The organism is Lysinibacillus sp. BPa_S21, assembly GCF_023337795.1.
Taxonomy (GTDB): Bacteria; Bacillota; Bacilli; order Bacillales_A; family Planococcaceae; genus Lysinibacillus.
This window is the reverse complement of record NZ_JALIRS010000009.1, coordinates 53408-68467: the sequence shown is the minus strand read 5'-3', so window position 1 is coordinate 68467 and position 15060 is coordinate 53408. Positions and strand designations below refer to the sequence as shown.

Sequence of the window (15060 nt, the reverse complement as noted above, 5' to 3'; positions counted from 1 at the left end):
TTTGAGTGGATGCCTTTTTTGGCTAGGCTCTTTAAATCAAAGTCTCTAAGCCAACATTACCCCCGGAAATAAGGAAGCACACTTTTTCGTTTTTACGAATAGGTAAAGATCCTTGTAGGGCAGCGCCTATTCCGATAGAAGAGGAAGGTTCTGCAATGATTTTACCCTCGGAGAGTAAGGTTTTCATCCCACGTTGGATCAAAGCCTCATCGACACTTACTACCTTATCAACAAGCTGTTGAACAATTGGAAAATTCCTTTCTCCAGGCTGTAAAGTTCGTAGAGCATCTGCCAAAGATTTTTGTTCCGGTAACAGCAATCTTTCACCAGCTTCTAAGCTTTTGCTATAACGCGAAACAACAGCAGGCTCCACGCCAATAATGTTGATATGAGGGGCAATGGATTTGACAGCAGTTGCCATACCACTAATTAATCCACCGCCACCCATTGGAACAACTATAGTATCGACATCAGGGAGCTGTGCTACTATTTCCAAACCTGCTGTTCCTTGTCCTGCCATAATATCGTAATCATCATAAGGATGAATGTTGAAATAGCCATAATCACGACTAAGCTTTTCTGTTACTACATGTCGTTCTGCAAGCTTACATTGGACAACTTCTGCACCTAAGGCACGTATTCCATCAACCTTAACGCTAGGAGCTGAATCCGGTAGAACAATTGTTGCCTTACTATTTAACAGTTTGGCAGCATAGGCCACACCTTTGCCATGATTACCTGAGGACGCAGCAACTACGCCTTGTTCTAATTGCTCGAACGGCATCGCAAGCATTTTATTGAGAGCCCCTCGAAGCTTAAAGGAGTTTGTTTTTTGCATATTCTCGGCTTTTATGTAGACATGACACCCTAAAAGATGATCGAGCCCATTTAATCGAATAATAGGTGTTTCATAAATATAAGATGAAATTCTTCGTTTAGCAGCATGAATTTGTTCAAGTGTTAACAAATAGCACCCCTCACTTCGTTTCGAATTTTCGAACTATTTAATATAACTGTAGATTTACAGGCAAATTGTGTCAATCGTTAAATAATGAACAAATTACTGCTACATCGGACAGAATCCTTACTTCTATCTTGAAAAATTATGAGTATTCATCCTATAATAAAAAGGTTATAGTAAAAACAATAAAAGGGAGCGTCCATAATGGCGAACGAAGCAAGATCGCAGGTGAACATTAAGCTCATTTCTACGATTCGCCCGATTGATGGGGAGTCTGAAGGCTATGAAATGTGGCTGACAGGGCAGCTACTTGAAAAAGCAGGAAGCATCTATTTGAAATATGAAGAGGTGCAGGAGGATAAAACTATCCGCACAACTATGAAGCTAGGCGATGAACAGGCATTAATTATGCGTAATGGAGCATTAAAAATGCGTCTACCACTTAACGTAATGGAGCAACAAATAGGTCATTATGAAAGTGAATTCGGTTCAATGCCACTCGTCATAGACACGAAAGAAATGACGTTTACAAAGCAATCAGTAAGCGGAGATTTCCATGTACAGTACGATTTACTAATCGGTGGACAATCCGTTGGCAATTATACATTAGACATTACATTTACGGAGGTACAATGATGAACGCAGTAGAACAGGTACAACAAGCCATTAAAGCGGCAATTGCGCAGGCTGTTGAAAAAGCAAGCTTAGTCGAAGCTGGCACAGAGTTAAATATTCACCTTGAAACACCGAAGGATAAAGCAAATGGGGACTACGCAACAAATATTGCTATGCAATTAACAAAATTAGCAAAAAAACCACCTCGTGCGATTGCAGAAGCTATTTTAGAAAATCTTGACACAGCAGGTACAGATATTGAGAAAATCGATATTGCTGGCCCTGGCTTCATGAATATTACAGTGCGTAAAGATTTCCTAACAGGTGTAGTAAAAGCAGTACTTGAGCAAGGTACTGATTACGGCCGTTCTAATGCTGGCGCAGGAGAAAAAGTTCAAGTTGAATTCGTATCTGCAAATCCAACAGGTGATCTTCATTTAGGACATGCGCGTGGAGCTTCTGTAGGGGATTCATTATGTAATGTGCTAGATATGGCTGGTTACGATGTCTCTCGTGAGTACTACATTAACGATGCGGGTAACCAAATCAATAACTTAGCGTATTCACTGGAAGCGCGTTATAAGCAAGCTTTAGGAATGGATGCTGAGATGCCAGAGGACGGCTACCACGGTCAAGATATTATTGAAATCGCTGGTAAACTAGCAAGCGAGCATGGTGATGCAATTTTATCTAAAACTGATGAAGAACGTTTTGCATTCTTCCGTCAACATGGTTTAGCGTTAGAATTAGACAAGTTAAAAACAGACCTTGCTAACTTCCGTGTAAACTTTAACGTGTGGTACTCAGAAACTTCACTATATGAAAACGGCAAAATCGAAGTAGCGTTAGATAAACTGAAAGCGAATGGTCATGTATTTGAAGAAGACGGTGCAACTTGGTTCCGTTCAACAACATTTGGTGACGATAAAGACCGCGTGTTAATTAAAAATGATGGTTCTTTCACATATCTGACTCCAGATATCGCGTACCATGAGGACAAAATTGTACGTGGCTTCGATAAATTAATTAATATTTGGGGAGCTGACCATCACGGCTATATCCCACGTATGAAGGCTGCTATTCAGGCACTAGGTTACGACCGTGATACGCTTGAAGTAGAAATCATCCAAATGGTTCAGCTTTATAAAAACGGTGAGAAATTCAAAATGTCTAAACGTACAGGGAACGCTGTGACAATGCGTGAGCTAGTAGAAGAAGTTGGTTTAGATGCAGTTCGTTATTTCTTCGTGAAAACTGCGGGCGATTCTCATATGGACTTTGACCTTGACCTTGCCGTATCTCAATCAAATGAAAACCCAGTGTATTATGCACAATATGCGCATGCACGTATTTCATCGATTTTACGCTCAGCAAATGAGCAAGGCTTTGCTGCAACAACAGATCATTTAACGCTGTTAACTGCGGAAAAAGAAATTGATTTATTGAAAAAAGTAGGCGACTTCCCGAAAGTGGTAGCAGAAGCTGCGAAGCACCGTACACCACACCGTATTGCCAACTATATTCAAGAAACAGCGGCTGCATTCCACAGCTTTTATAACGCTGAAAAAGTGTTAGATGCTTCAAATAAAGAGCTAACAGAAGCTCGTTTAGCCCTTATTACTGCTGTACGTACAACAATTGCCAACGCATTACGCTTAATCGGCGTATCTGCACCGGAAAAAATGTAATAATAGTCTATTTTGCCCCCGGCACGACATGTGCCGGGGGTTTTTTGTGTGGAAATGGATTTGATAGCTAAAGGTGTTGAATCGCAGATAGAATCCGAAGCAATTTGACTAAAGTCTGGTTCTTAGCGGCGGAATTTCCAGTTTTAGCGGCGTTCGTAGCTTGGTTAGCGGCGGATTATCAGGTTTTAGCGGCGATCCTCGCTTAGTTAGCGGCGCAACTCCCACTTTTAGCGGCGATTTCCAACATAAGCTGGACAATTTGACAAAACTAAACTCAGGATTGAAAAACTTTTAATAGAATTTTACACAATATCAAGAACTGGATGGATAGATCCGCCGAAGCGACGGAAAGAGTTGTCGAAGTGCCAGGTGAAATCCCTGACCGAATCAATTTCTCTCATTAAAACTATTATTTTCTATAAAATTCATAAATCTCGTTGCGGTTTACGCTAACGTCAATGCTATACTAATGGAAAATGGGAGAGGGGGATGCTGTTGAAGACGATTAAAGAAGTGGCTAAGCAGTTTAATGTTTCAACACGGACAATTAGATATTATGAGGAGCTAGGGCTACTTAATCCTAATCGATCATCTACTAATCAGCGAACCTTTTCAAAAAAAGAATTAGCGAAGCTTAAACTTATTTTCCGAGGGAAGCGTTACGGTTTTTCACTTGAGGAGATTAAGGAGATGGTATTGCTGTTTGATCTTGATCGCACAGGCGTACAGCAGTTGGAGCGTACGGTCGAATATGGAGAGCAAAAAATTCAAGAGATTGATAGTAAGATAGCAGAGCTTACACAGATGAAAAACGAGTTACAGCAATTACAAGGCATTTTTACAGAAAAATTAGCGACTTTTAAGGGAGAGATGCACGATGAATAGTTCGAATTTGTTGGCACGTAATGCGCGAAAATACCCTATGAGTGAAGCAGTTGTTTGTCAGGGCAGTCGAATGTCTTATCGTGATTTAGATGAGCAGGTGACACGTCTTAGTCATGTCTTATTAGAACAAGGTGTGTGGCAAGGCGATAAAGTTATCCTTTTTATGCCTAATGTTATCGAGTTTGTTGTTAGTTATTTTGCTATTCAGCGTATTGGAGCTATTGTCGTTCCAGTAAATGCGAAATTTACACTGCAAGAGGTTGAGTACGTAGCACAGCATGCTGATGCTAAGGCTATTCTAGTACATGAGGCAATTTTTGCAGCAGTTGACAACATCAAGGTAGTCCCTTTAAAAATCAAAACAGGTCAAGAGCAGGCTGGTTGGCTAAGCTATGAAACACTTATTCAACAGGCAAGCAATCAAACAATTGACTGCCAGTTGAATGAGGATGATGTTTCAACGATTTTATATACATCAGGCACAACGGGGAAACCAAAGGGGGTATTGTTTAGCTATCGCAATATTTTAACTGTAGCGCAAATGATTGCAGTGGAAATGGAAGTAAAGCCAGAAAGCCGAATCCTTCTTATGATGCCGTTGACGCATTCAGCTCCATTACATTTGTTTTTAATGGCGGGAATGCTTATAGGCTCAACAAATGTGTTAACGCCAACATTTACACCAGATTTGTTGATTGATGCAATCGAGCAAGAAAGAACAACACATTTCTTTGGCGCACCTGTCGCTTATTTGTTAACTGCTCAACTGCCAAGATTGCAAACAGCTGATTTATCATCGATGAAATGGTGGATTTATGGTGGCGCACCGTTATCACAAAAAGAAATCCACGCTATCCAAAAAGCTTTCCGAACGGATAATGTGACGTGTGTCTATGGCTTAACAGAGGCGGGCCCAAGCGGTTCGTTATTGTTTGGCAAAGAGCATGCAAGGAAGGCGGGGAGCGTTGGTCGACGTGCACCACTTGGAGCGGAGCTACGTATTATCAACGACAATGGTGAAGATGTCAGTGTTGGTGAAGTAGGAGAAATTGTGTTATTCGGTGAGGGCAATATGCTGGGCTATTACAAAGATGATATCGCAACAAAGGCTGCATTTATAGATGGCTGGCTGAAGACGGGTGATTTAGCTCGTATAGATGAGGACGGTTATATTTGGATTGTCGATCGTAAAAAGGATGTCATTTTGTCAGGCGGTGTGAATATTTACCCGAAAGAAATTGAAGATAGTATGTTGAGCTATGAGGGGATATTTGAAGTTGCTGTAATAGGTGTGCCACATCCGGAATGGGGAGAAACGGTGAAGGCCGTTTATGCCGCTAAAACAGAAATTGACGAGATCGAACTTAAAGCTCATTTGGAGGAGCATCTTGCTAAATATAAAATTCCACGCATCTTTGAACGTGTGGAAGCGCTACCACGAAATGCATCGGGCAAAATACTAAAACAAACCTTGAAGGGGCAAGAGGTGAAATAGCATGAAGGTTTTACAGCGGGAAGAAATGAAAACAACAAACTTTTTTAAAGATAATGATACACTTCAAAAAGTTTTAGAAATGATGCTAGATAAAGAGTTTGTGGAATATGCAACACGTGAGCTAACAGATTTCGGTGAGCTTTGTGCAGGAGATATTGATGTGAGGGCCAAGCATACGGATAGAGAGGGCGAACCTCGATTACAAAGGTATAATGCCTATGGGGAAGAAGTGTCAAAGGTTTGGGTCAATGAAGGGTATAAAAAAACAATTGAAGAGACGTACAATACCGGCATTGTGGGCTATGTGCATAAGGATATTCCGCAACTAGGTAGAAAGGGCAATTATGTGTATAGCTTTGCTCAAGGTTATATACTATCACATGCCGAACCGGGTTTTTATTGTCCGGTTACGTTAACGATGGCAACGGCGTATTTACTGGATCATTACGCGAGTGATGAGGTGAAGGAGCGCTTTTTACCACATGTTTGTGCAACAGGAGAGACGGAGCTATATGAAGGGGCTACATTTTTAACGGAGCGTCAAGGTGGCTCTGATGTTGGTGCGAATGTTGTAGAAGCAAGACAGGAAGGCAATCAGTATCGTTTATATGGGGAGAAATATTTTGCATCTAACGCAGGAATGTGTGGCGTAACTATGGTATTGGCTCGCATGGAAGGGGCTAAGGCAGGCTCAAAGGGCTTAACATTGTTTGCTGTTCCATGGCGAAATGAGGATGGCACTGTGAATAACCTTCGAATTCGGCGTTTAAAAGATAAACTTGGTGTTAGAGCAGTACCTTCTGGTGAAGTAGAATTTGATGGTGCGCTAGCCTATGTTGTAGGTGACCCTGATAAAGGGATTTACTACATGCTCGAGGCGCTTAATTTATCAAGAATTTGCAATGCAGTTGCTTCTATCGGCATTATGCGCCGCGGATATTTAGAGGCGAAGCACTATGTAACAAATCGTCATGCGTTTGGTAAACCTTTAACACAATATCCTATGATTCAAGATACGCTAGGGAAATTCGCTGCCAAGCTTCATGTAGAAGTTGCTACGGTTTTTGATGTTATTCAGCTGTACGATAAAGTAACGAGCGGGCAGGGCAAAAAAGAGGACATCATTTTGAATCGTTTGTATATTGCGATCATGAAAAAAGAAACGGCGGAGCAAGCTGTACATTATGCTAGTGAAGCCATTGAATTACATGGCGGAAACGGCTATATTGAAGATTTTGTTACACCTCGGTTATTACGAGATGCACAGGTACTTACTGTGTGGGAGGGGACTGCGAATATTTTAGCCTTAGAGCTTATTCGTTTAGTTGAAAAGTTTCATGTGCACGAAATGTTTGTCCGTGTCATGGAGGAACGTTTAGAAAAATTAGCTGACAGTCCATTAGTCGAAATTGTAGTGGATCAATTAGCAAAACTAGATTCAACGTTGCAAACATTTAGCCGTTTAGATGATGCTACGAAAACGTTTGAGGCAAAAAAGGTCGCAGAGAAAATGGCGCATTTATATGAAAGTGTGGTAGCGGTCGAATGGGCTCAAAAATTCGGTGGCAAATATGAGAAACTAGCAGATATTTATTTAGAGAACACATGGTCATTGCGTGAATTGGGTGCACCAATGAAAACGGTACAGTATTTTTCGGATATAGTGTAACTTCTTTGGCGCATAATGGATTTAATTGGGGGTCGTCTCGAATGGAGGCGACTTCTTTAATTTTCATGTATAATAAAATCAACTGAAAATTATAAAGGTTCTTTACTTAAGTAAAGTGAAAAGGGAAATCGGTGTAATTCCGATGCGGTCCCGCCACTGTATGTGTGAGTTTTTTCAATCTGCGCCACTGAAAATTTCGGGAAGGCTTGAAAAAGCGTATGTAGCACGAGCCAGGAGACCTGCCTTTATAGAAAACACGTTGTAGCCTACGAGGATAGGATGGTGGATTTTGTCATGGATTTTTTTGTGCAAATTTGACCCCCTCATTGTTTTCTGATGAGGGGTATTTGTTTTGGAAGATGAATGTCGATATATTTAAAAAATGGGCGATAAACTCACAATGTTAGGTGATAAATCGACAAAGTTGGGTGATAAACTCAAAATGTTTGTGATAAACCTGCAACATTGAGCAATAAACCACAACATTAGCAGATGAAAATCTGAAAAGTATCGATCAATCAGAAAAACAAGTCGTTAAAAACTATATGCACAGGACTAAGGGGGATTTATTCACATGAAGAAAATTTGGAAAATAGGATTATCAGCATTTTTGGCAATTGGCTTGCTTGCTGCATGTAATACAAAAGAGGCAACAAAAGAAAAGCCCTCATCTACTGAACAACAAGAGGCAACGAAAGTAGATCAAGCAACATTCCCAATGACGTTAACGGATGCTACTGGCAAAGATATTACGCTAGAAGCACCTCCTGAAAAAATAGTCTCTCTCATTCCAAGTAACACTGAAATTTTATTTGGTCTTGGCTTAAATGATGAAATAGTGGGTGTAACAGATAATGACGATTATCCAGTAGAGGCTACTAAAAAAGAAAAGGTTGGCGGCATAGATTATAATATTGAACAAATTGTTGCTTTATCGCCAGATATTGTTCTTGCGCATGCATCGGGTATGAGCTATTCAAAAGGAGCAATTGAACAGCTTGAGGCTGCAGGTGTGAAAGTATTTGTAGTAGCGGATGCAAAAAACTTTAATGAAACTTACACAACGATTGAACAGCTTGGTCGTGCAACAGGAAAACTAGAAGAGGCTAAAAAAATAGTCGCAAATATGAAGGCAAAAGTGAAAGAAGTTGAAACAAAACTTGAGGGTGTTGAGCCAAAGAAAGTCTTTGTAGAATCTTCTGATGAGCCACAAATTTATACAGCTGGTAAAGGTACATTTATGAATGAAATGCTTCAAATGATTCATGCCGAAAATGTAGCAGCAGATTCAAACAACTGGTATGAAATTGATGCTGAACAAATTATCGCAAAAAATCCAGATGTCATTGTTGTCGCCTATAATTATGTACCTGATATTTTAACAAAAATACCGCAACGTCCAGGCTTTGAGACAATCTCTGCCGTGAAAAATAAAGCCATTGTACAAGTCGATGAAAATACGATAAGTCGTCAAGGTCCTCGTTTAGCAGATGGTCTTGAGGAATTAGCAAAGGCTGTCTACCCTGAGGCATTTAAATGAGTAAAACAATTGTAGCCTATGTAACAGCAATTACGCTTCTAATCATTAGCATCTGGTGTGGTGTGGCGATAGGCTCGGTTCATATTCCACTAGAAGTATTGTGGAATAAAGCGGCTGATGAAACAGCTGCCAATATTTTATGGAAAATTCGATTACCTCGAGTTCTGTTGGCAGGGCTTGTAGGGGCGTCACTTGCCATTGCAGGGGCAGCTTTTCAAGGCTTATTAAAAAACCCGTTGGCTGACCCTTATACGTTAGGGGTTTCCTCTGGTGCATCCGTTGGCGCAGTTATGACGATTTTTTTTAGTTTATCAATACCTGTAGTAGGCCATTTTACATTGCCAATCTTTAGTATGATAGGTGCCATATTAACGATGGTAGCTGTCATGGGCTTTGCTAGAATAGTAGATCGCTCGCTAAAAATGGAAACGCTTATTTTAACAGGGGTTATCTTTAGTTCATTTTTAGGTTCCTTGATTTCATTAATGATTGCATTATCTGGTGAGGAGCTACGCCAAGTTATCGGGTGGCTGCTAGGCTCAGTATCTATGCGTGGTTGGCCATATGTTCAGATGATTATTCCGTTTGTCATAATTGGCTCAATAATGCTTTGGACGCAAAGACGCGAGTTAAATGTTTTGTTATATGGTGAAGAACGTGCGAAGCATTTAGGTGTCAATGTTAAACGCAGTAAATATATTATTTTAGTAGGTGGATCTATGTTGACAGGAGCAGCGGTAGCTGTTTCTGGAACAATTGGTTTCGTGGGTTTAGTTGTTCCTCATATGACGAGAATGGTTTGGGGTTCCGATCATCGTCATTTATTGCCATTATCGTTTTTAAATGGGGCAACTTTGCTGATTATTTGTGATTTAGTAGCAAGAACGATTATTACACCAAGAGAGCTACCGATTGGTGTCATTACTGCATTTATTGGGGCGCCCGTTTTTTCCTATATTTTTTATAAACAACGTAGAAGCAAGGGGGTACGGGCATGATTGTTGTTGAACATCTTTCCGGCGGCTATGAAGACGTACCGATTGTCCATGATATAAGTTTTTCCGTTGAAAAAGGCAAAATACTAGGGATTTTAGGGCCTAATGGTAGCGGGAAATCCACACTGTTAAAAGTAATAAGTGGCATACTACCGGCAACCGCAGGCACTATATTAATAGATGGTCATACTATAAGCTCTTACAATGCCCGTGCATTAGCGAAGAAAATGGCAGTGCTACCACAATTACATGCTAATGCCTTTTCAAACAGTGTGCGGGAGGCAGTATCACTTGGACGTTATCCTCATCAAACAGGCTTCTTTTCAAGCTGGACTGATCGCGATGAACAAGCGGTCCAACATGCAATGATGCAAACAGGTGTGAAACGCTATGAACAGACACCGATGGAATTTTTGTCGGGCGGTGAACAGCAAAGAGTTTTTGTCGCGCAAGCTCTTGCACAAACAGCAGAAATATTGCTGCTAGATGAGCCAACGAACCATCTAGATATTGCGCATCAACGACAAATTTTAGATATGGTGCGAAAGGAAGCAATAGAACATGGTTTGACCGTGATTATGGTACTACATGATATGAATTTAGCTGCCCTCTATTGTGATGAATTATTATTAATGGAGGAAGGACGGATGCGGGCATTTGGAGCGCCACATGAAGTATTAATTGCTTCACAAATCGAAGAGGTCTATCATGCCCGAGTGACAACTTATGCACATCCAGAAATTCCAAAGCCTCAAATTACAATGATGCCAGCTTCAGTTGAACATCAGCAGCGTGCTGTCATTAAAAAGGAAAATTTCACTGTTACAGATCATTACATTAAGCTTCAATCAGAGTTTCCGTTGAAAACAGTGTCCTCAGCTGTTCATAATCCGGGTATCGGTTGGTATGATTGTCTGTTAAATCGCTCTGTACCAATAGATTATGTCATTAGTGATGTAAAGAGAGAGGTCGCTGAATTTTTACTAAATGAGCATTTTTCATCAACGAGTACCGTCGTCATGTTAACAGCTGTCCCAACAAATCTTGTTGCTATTAATGAATTTCAAGCTTCTTTTGGCAGCGTCTTAGTAGCTGTGACGGCTGGAGTTGGCAATGCTGTGGATGTGTCTCGCGCACATGAAAGACAAGGTGAACCATATATTGGTACTATTAATACATGGGTCATCGTTAATGGCTGTTTATCTGAAGAAGCGTTTTTCCAAGCAATGATGACAGCGAATGAGGCGAAAACAAAGGCATTGCAATCAGAAAATATTCGTGATGACCTTAGTGGTACAATTGCAACAGGTACAGCAACAGATAGTTTATTGATTGCAGCGACACAAAAAGGGGAGGAAATGCTGTACGGTGGACCCATTACGGATGTAGGCAAAATTATCGGTAAAGGTGTTTTTGAAACAACTGTGCAGGCAATTAAGAATTATCTTCATTCAGCAGATAGTTTTTTGTAGCGACAGCTACATGTCATGGCGAATTGCTAAAAATGAATTCTAGGAGATGAGAGAAATGAAGCTTTATACAAAAACAGGCGATACAGGTAAAACAAGTCTTATCGGAGGACGTGTTGATAAAGATAGCTTACGCGTAGAGACATATGGGGCAATCGATGAATTAAACTCTTTTATTGGTAAAGCTGTTAGTGAATTAGATCGTGAGTTATTTAAGGATATTTTAATTGATTTAGAAACGATTCAGCATGAGCTTTTTGATGCAGGTGGCGACCTTGCGAATGTCATGAAAGAGCGACATTATAAGCTAACAGAGAAGCCAATTGAAGTGCTGGAATCGCGTATTGATGCATTGTCAGAAGAGGCACCTCCGTTGCAGCGCTTTATTCTGCCAGGAGGTGCTCCGGCAGCTGCAACTTTACACATAGCTCGCACAGTAGCACGCCGAGCAGAGCGTCAAATGGTAACGCTTATGAAGGAAATCGAAGATGTACCGACAATTGTACAAAAATATTTAAATCGTTTATCTGATTATTTATTTGCGGTTGCACGTGTTGTTAATTTCCGATTGAATGTAGCGGATATCGAATATATTCGAAGCGGCAATGTTTTTAAAAAATAGCTTGATCAAATTACGCACATTACCTAAAGTTGTGGATGACATTTGATATAGGTTGATTGGAGTGGAGACCGGGCGACTCCTTGGGGATTAGCGATAAGGGAACGAAGGCTAAAACTATCACATCCTGTGATAACGCCTTCGTGACCAACATCGTGTTGGCCCGAGACCCTGGAGCGAGCAACGCGAGTGAAGCGGCTCATCGGACGCCCCCAGGAAGCTCTGCTCTGCGCGAAAGCGAAGCGTCAGCGGCAAATGTTTTCTGTAGCGAAAGCAAAGCGGCAGCTACAAAGCGCCCAGTCGGAACGGAAATCAACCCCACGTTTTGCTAAACATATTAGTTTTAAAACGAAATAGCTAATTTGAAATTTACCGCACTAAAAAAGTCGATTTGTCATCAAAAAAATATGATGCGAATCGGCTTTTTTAGTATTTATATACAACTAAAAGAAAGATTTATAATATAAATGAATAAATCTCTTTAGTGGTTAATAGCCATCATTAAAAATTCAGGGTGGCTTTTTTTCTTGTAAAATGTAAGAATATAAAATTATCAGAAATATTTCCGTTTTATGTTGACTGAATGCTCACTCATTTATTAGAATAGGAATATAATGATAGAATGACGTACATTTACGTATGAGCTAGCAAATTTATCACAAAGAGAGAAACTTACGACAAACTAAAGGGGGGACCAACCATGAGTCCATTAGTAATTGCAAACATTGTTCTAACAGTCGTGGTTGTGCTTTATGCAGTAGGATTGTTCTTCTATCTGTTAAAAACACGCTATAAGTTTGTACAATTGGGGAAAAAGGTTGAGTTTGATGAAAGTGTTAAAGAACGAGTTCGTTATCTTATGGTTAATGTACTTGGCCAAAACAAACTATTAAAGGATCCAAAGAGTGGTTTAATTCACGTCATGTTCTTCTATGGATTTTTGATGGTACAGTTAGGGGCCATTGATTTAATTTGGAAGGGGTTAGCACCTGGTTCTCATTTGCCGCTTGGTATTTTCTACAGTGTGTTTACATTCTTCCAAGAACTCGTAGTATTAATGATTTTAGTGGCGGTTGTCTGGGCATTTTATCGACGCTATATAGAAAAGCTAGTTCGTTTAAAACGAGGCTGGAAAAATGGTCTTGTCTTAATTTTCATTGGCGGGTTAATGGTATCTACATTACTTGCAAATGGTATGGGCATCATTTGGCATGGTGAAGAACTAACTTATACAGAGCCAGTTGCTTCTGGCATTGCTGCTATTTTTAGTTTCTTACCAGCATCAGCAGCGGCTGTTGTTTTCTATGTAATGTGGTGGGCGCACTTATTAATTCTTTTGACATTCTTAGTGTACGTACCACAATCGAAGCACTTCCACTTGATTGTAAGTCCAATTAATGTGTACATGAACCGTTTAGATCGTACAGGTACTCTAACACCTATCGATTTTGAAGCATTAGAAAATGCTGAAGATGAAGAGGATATTCCAGCCATTGGTGTTGGGCGTATTCAAGACTTCACACAAAAACAAATGCTAGATTTATATTCTTGTGTAGAGTGCGGGCGCTGTACAAATATGTGTCCAGCATCAGGAACAGGGAAAATGCTATCACCGATGGATTTAATCGTGAAGCTTCGTGATCATTTAACATTTACAGGTGCTGTTGTGACAAAGCAAAAGCCTTGGGTTCCTTATCAATTCTTTGCGAATACAAAGGGCAATCAGCTAGCGATGGCAGCGGGCGCTGAGGGGGCAGTAATTGAAGATATCTACAGCCCTTCTTTAATCGGCGAAGTCATTACAGAAGAAGAGATTTGGGCATGTACAACGTGTCGTAACTGTGAAGATCAATGTCCTGTTATGAACGAGCATGTCGATAAAATTATTGATTTACGTCGTTACTTAACAATGACTGAAGGAAAAGTAAACCCTGATGCACAACGCGCGATGACAAATATCGAGCGTCAAGGTAATCCTTGGGGCTTAAACCGTAAAGAAAAAGAAAATTGGCGTGACTTAGATCCAACAATTCATATTCCAACAGTGAAAGAGCTGAAAAAATCAGGCGAAGAAATGGAATATTTATTCTGGGTAGGTTCGATGGGGGCATTTGATAACCGCTCACAAAAAATTGCATTAGCTTTCTGTCGTTTATTAAACGAGGCAGGCGTGAAGTTTGCGATTTTAGGAAATAAAGAGAAAAACTCAGGGGATACTCCTCGTCGTTTAGGAAATGAGTTCTTATTCCAAGAGCTGGCAACAGCAAATATCGATGAATTTGAGAAAAATGACGTGAAGAAAATCGTTACGATTGACCCACACGCTTATAATATCTTTAAAAATGAATACCAAGACTTCGGCTGGAAAGGTGAGGTCTACCACCATACTGAACTATTGAATCAATTGATTGATGAAAATCGACTAGCGTTAAATTACGAAGTTCATGAAACAATTGTTTTCCATGATTCTTGTTATTTAGGCCGTTATAACGATGTTTATGATGCACCGCGTGAGATATTACGTGGTATCCCAGGTGTTAAACTTGTGGAAATGGAGCGTAACCGTGAGACGGCAATGTGCTGTGGTGCGGGAGGCGGTTTAATGTGGATGGAAGAGCATGTAGGCAACCGTATTAACGTAGCACGAACAGAGCAAGCTTTAGCAACTGATGCATCCGTTATTTCTTCTGGCTGTCCGTACTGCTTAACAATGCTTGAGGATGGTACAAAGGCAAAAGAGGTTGAGGATTCAATCGGTACATTTGATGTTGCAGAACTTTTAGAGCGTTCTGTATTTGGTGAAAAAGTGAAAGCTGTCGAGGAATCTGTGGAAGAGGCAGCAGATGTAATGGTTGAAGAAGTAGTAGCTTCAGTGGATACTGTCGAACAAGACAAGAATACAGAAGCTAACGCAGAAAAATGATGGCTATTGCAGAAATATTTTTGTTATCTGAAAAATATAAATTGCACAATAAATAATTGTTTTGTAGAATAAGATTAAATGGAGATGGGAGTTAATCTAACTTCTTTCAGTGGGTATCCAAACACCCGCTGAAAGAAGTTAAAGCCTCCGGCGGATGTCATGGAATCGGGTTTGTGCACTGTCTCTTATACACATCTGACG

General features: G+C 40.4%; 11 protein-coding genes and 1 riboswitch. Of the genes, 10 read left to right on the top strand and 1 reads right to left on the bottom strand.

The genetic code is table 11. The annotated features are described in order from the left end of the window. Positions 1–31: 31 nt before the first annotated feature. Positions 32–967 (bottom strand): threonine ammonia-lyase, encoded by a 936-nt coding sequence (locus tag MOK21_RS17075; RefSeq protein WP_249075191.1) that lies wholly within the window; start codon positions 965–967, stop codon positions 32–34. A gap of 198 nt (positions 968–1165) precedes the next feature. On the opposite strand from MOK21_RS17075, the gene MOK21_RS17070 reads away from it, so the two are divergent. From MOK21_RS17070 to MOK21_RS17025, 10 genes are all read left to right on the top strand, one after another. Further along, positions 1166–1597, top strand: a complete 432-nt coding sequence (locus MOK21_RS17070; protein ID WP_249075190.1) for a YwiB family protein — start codon at positions 1166–1168, stop codon at positions 1595–1597. Beyond that, on the top strand, positions 1597–3264 hold the full coding sequence (argS, locus tag MOK21_RS17065) for an arginine--tRNA ligase (RefSeq protein WP_249075189.1): 1668 nt from the start codon (positions 1597–1599) through the stop codon (positions 3262–3264). Before MOK21_RS17070 ends, argS begins: the two co-directional genes overlap by 1 nt. A gap of 495 nt (positions 3265–3759) precedes the next feature. Beyond that, positions 3760–4149, top strand: a complete 390-nt coding sequence (locus MOK21_RS17060) for a MerR family transcriptional regulator (RefSeq protein ID WP_249075188.1) — start codon at positions 3760–3762, stop codon at positions 4147–4149. Next, the gene (locus tag MOK21_RS17055) at positions 4142–5644 is read left to right on the top strand and encodes a class I adenylate-forming enzyme family protein (protein ID WP_249075187.1); all 1503 of its coding nucleotides are present in this window, start codon (positions 4142–4144) and stop codon (positions 5642–5644) included. The genes MOK21_RS17060 and MOK21_RS17055 overlap by 8 nt, the downstream gene beginning before the upstream one ends. A gap of 1 nt (position 5645) precedes the next feature. Beyond that, the gene (locus MOK21_RS17050; RefSeq protein ID WP_249075186.1) at positions 5646–7313 is read left to right on the top strand and encodes an acyl-CoA dehydrogenase family protein; all 1668 of its coding nucleotides are present in this window, start codon (positions 5646–5648) and stop codon (positions 7311–7313) included. Between the two features lie 78 nt (positions 7314–7391). Continuing rightward, positions 7392–7574: riboswitch (cobalamin riboswitch) on the top strand. A 313-nt stretch (positions 7575–7887) separates the two neighbouring features. Continuing rightward, positions 7888–8853 carry an ABC transporter substrate-binding protein gene (locus tag MOK21_RS17045; RefSeq protein WP_249075185.1) on the top strand — a complete coding sequence of 322 codons (966 nt, stop codon included), beginning with the start codon at positions 7888–7890 and terminating at the stop codon, positions 8851–8853. After that, entirely contained in the window at positions 8850–9851 is a 1002-nt protein-coding gene (locus MOK21_RS17040) for a FecCD family ABC transporter permease (protein WP_249075184.1), read from the top strand. Before MOK21_RS17045 ends, MOK21_RS17040 begins: the two co-directional genes overlap by 4 nt. Then, positions 9848–11320: an adenosylcobinamide amidohydrolase gene (locus MOK21_RS17035; protein ID WP_249075183.1), complete on the top strand. Its 1473-nt coding sequence runs from the start codon at positions 9848–9850 to the stop codon at positions 11318–11320. The genes MOK21_RS17040 and MOK21_RS17035 overlap by 4 nt, the downstream gene beginning before the upstream one ends. Before the next feature lie 55 nt (positions 11321–11375). Continuing rightward, a complete protein-coding gene (locus tag MOK21_RS17030) occupies positions 11376–11939 on the top strand; it encodes a cob(I)yrinic acid a,c-diamide adenosyltransferase (protein WP_249075182.1) in 564 nt (187 codons plus the stop codon). Between the two features lie 697 nt (positions 11940–12636). Beyond that, positions 12637–14859 carry a heterodisulfide reductase-related iron-sulfur binding cluster gene (locus tag MOK21_RS17025; RefSeq protein WP_249075181.1) on the top strand — a complete coding sequence of 741 codons (2223 nt, stop codon included), beginning with the start codon at positions 12637–12639 and terminating at the stop codon, positions 14857–14859. Positions 14860–15060: the final 201 nt, after the last annotated feature.

Excerpts from the sequence above, each read along its gene's own strand:
- MOK21_RS17025 (WP_249075181.1), top strand. The coding sequence starts at position 12,637 with ATGAGTCCATTAGTAATTGCAAACATTGTTCTAACAGTCGTGGTTGTG.
- MOK21_RS17040 (WP_249075184.1), top strand. The coding sequence starts at position 8,850 with ATGAGTAAAACAATTGTAGCCTATGTAACAGCAATTACGCTTCTAATC.
- MOK21_RS17050 (WP_249075186.1), top strand. The coding sequence starts at position 5,646 with ATGAAGGTTTTACAGCGGGAAGAAATGAAAACAACAAACTTTTTTAAA.
- MOK21_RS17045 (WP_249075185.1), top strand. The coding sequence starts at position 7,888 with ATGAAGAAAATTTGGAAAATAGGATTATCAGCATTTTTGGCAATTGGC.
- MOK21_RS17070 (WP_249075190.1), top strand. The coding sequence starts at position 1,166 with ATGGCGAACGAAGCAAGATCGCAGGTGAACATTAAGCTCATTTCTACG.
- MOK21_RS17035 (WP_249075183.1), top strand. The coding sequence starts at position 9,848 with ATGATTGTTGTTGAACATCTTTCCGGCGGCTATGAAGACGTACCGATT.
- MOK21_RS17030 (WP_249075182.1), top strand. The coding sequence starts at position 11,376 with ATGAAGCTTTATACAAAAACAGGCGATACAGGTAAAACAAGTCTTATC.
- argS (WP_249075189.1), top strand. The coding sequence starts at position 1,597 with ATGAACGCAGTAGAACAGGTACAACAAGCCATTAAAGCGGCAATTGCG.
- MOK21_RS17055 (WP_249075187.1), top strand. The coding sequence starts at position 4,142 with ATGAATAGTTCGAATTTGTTGGCACGTAATGCGCGAAAATACCCTATG.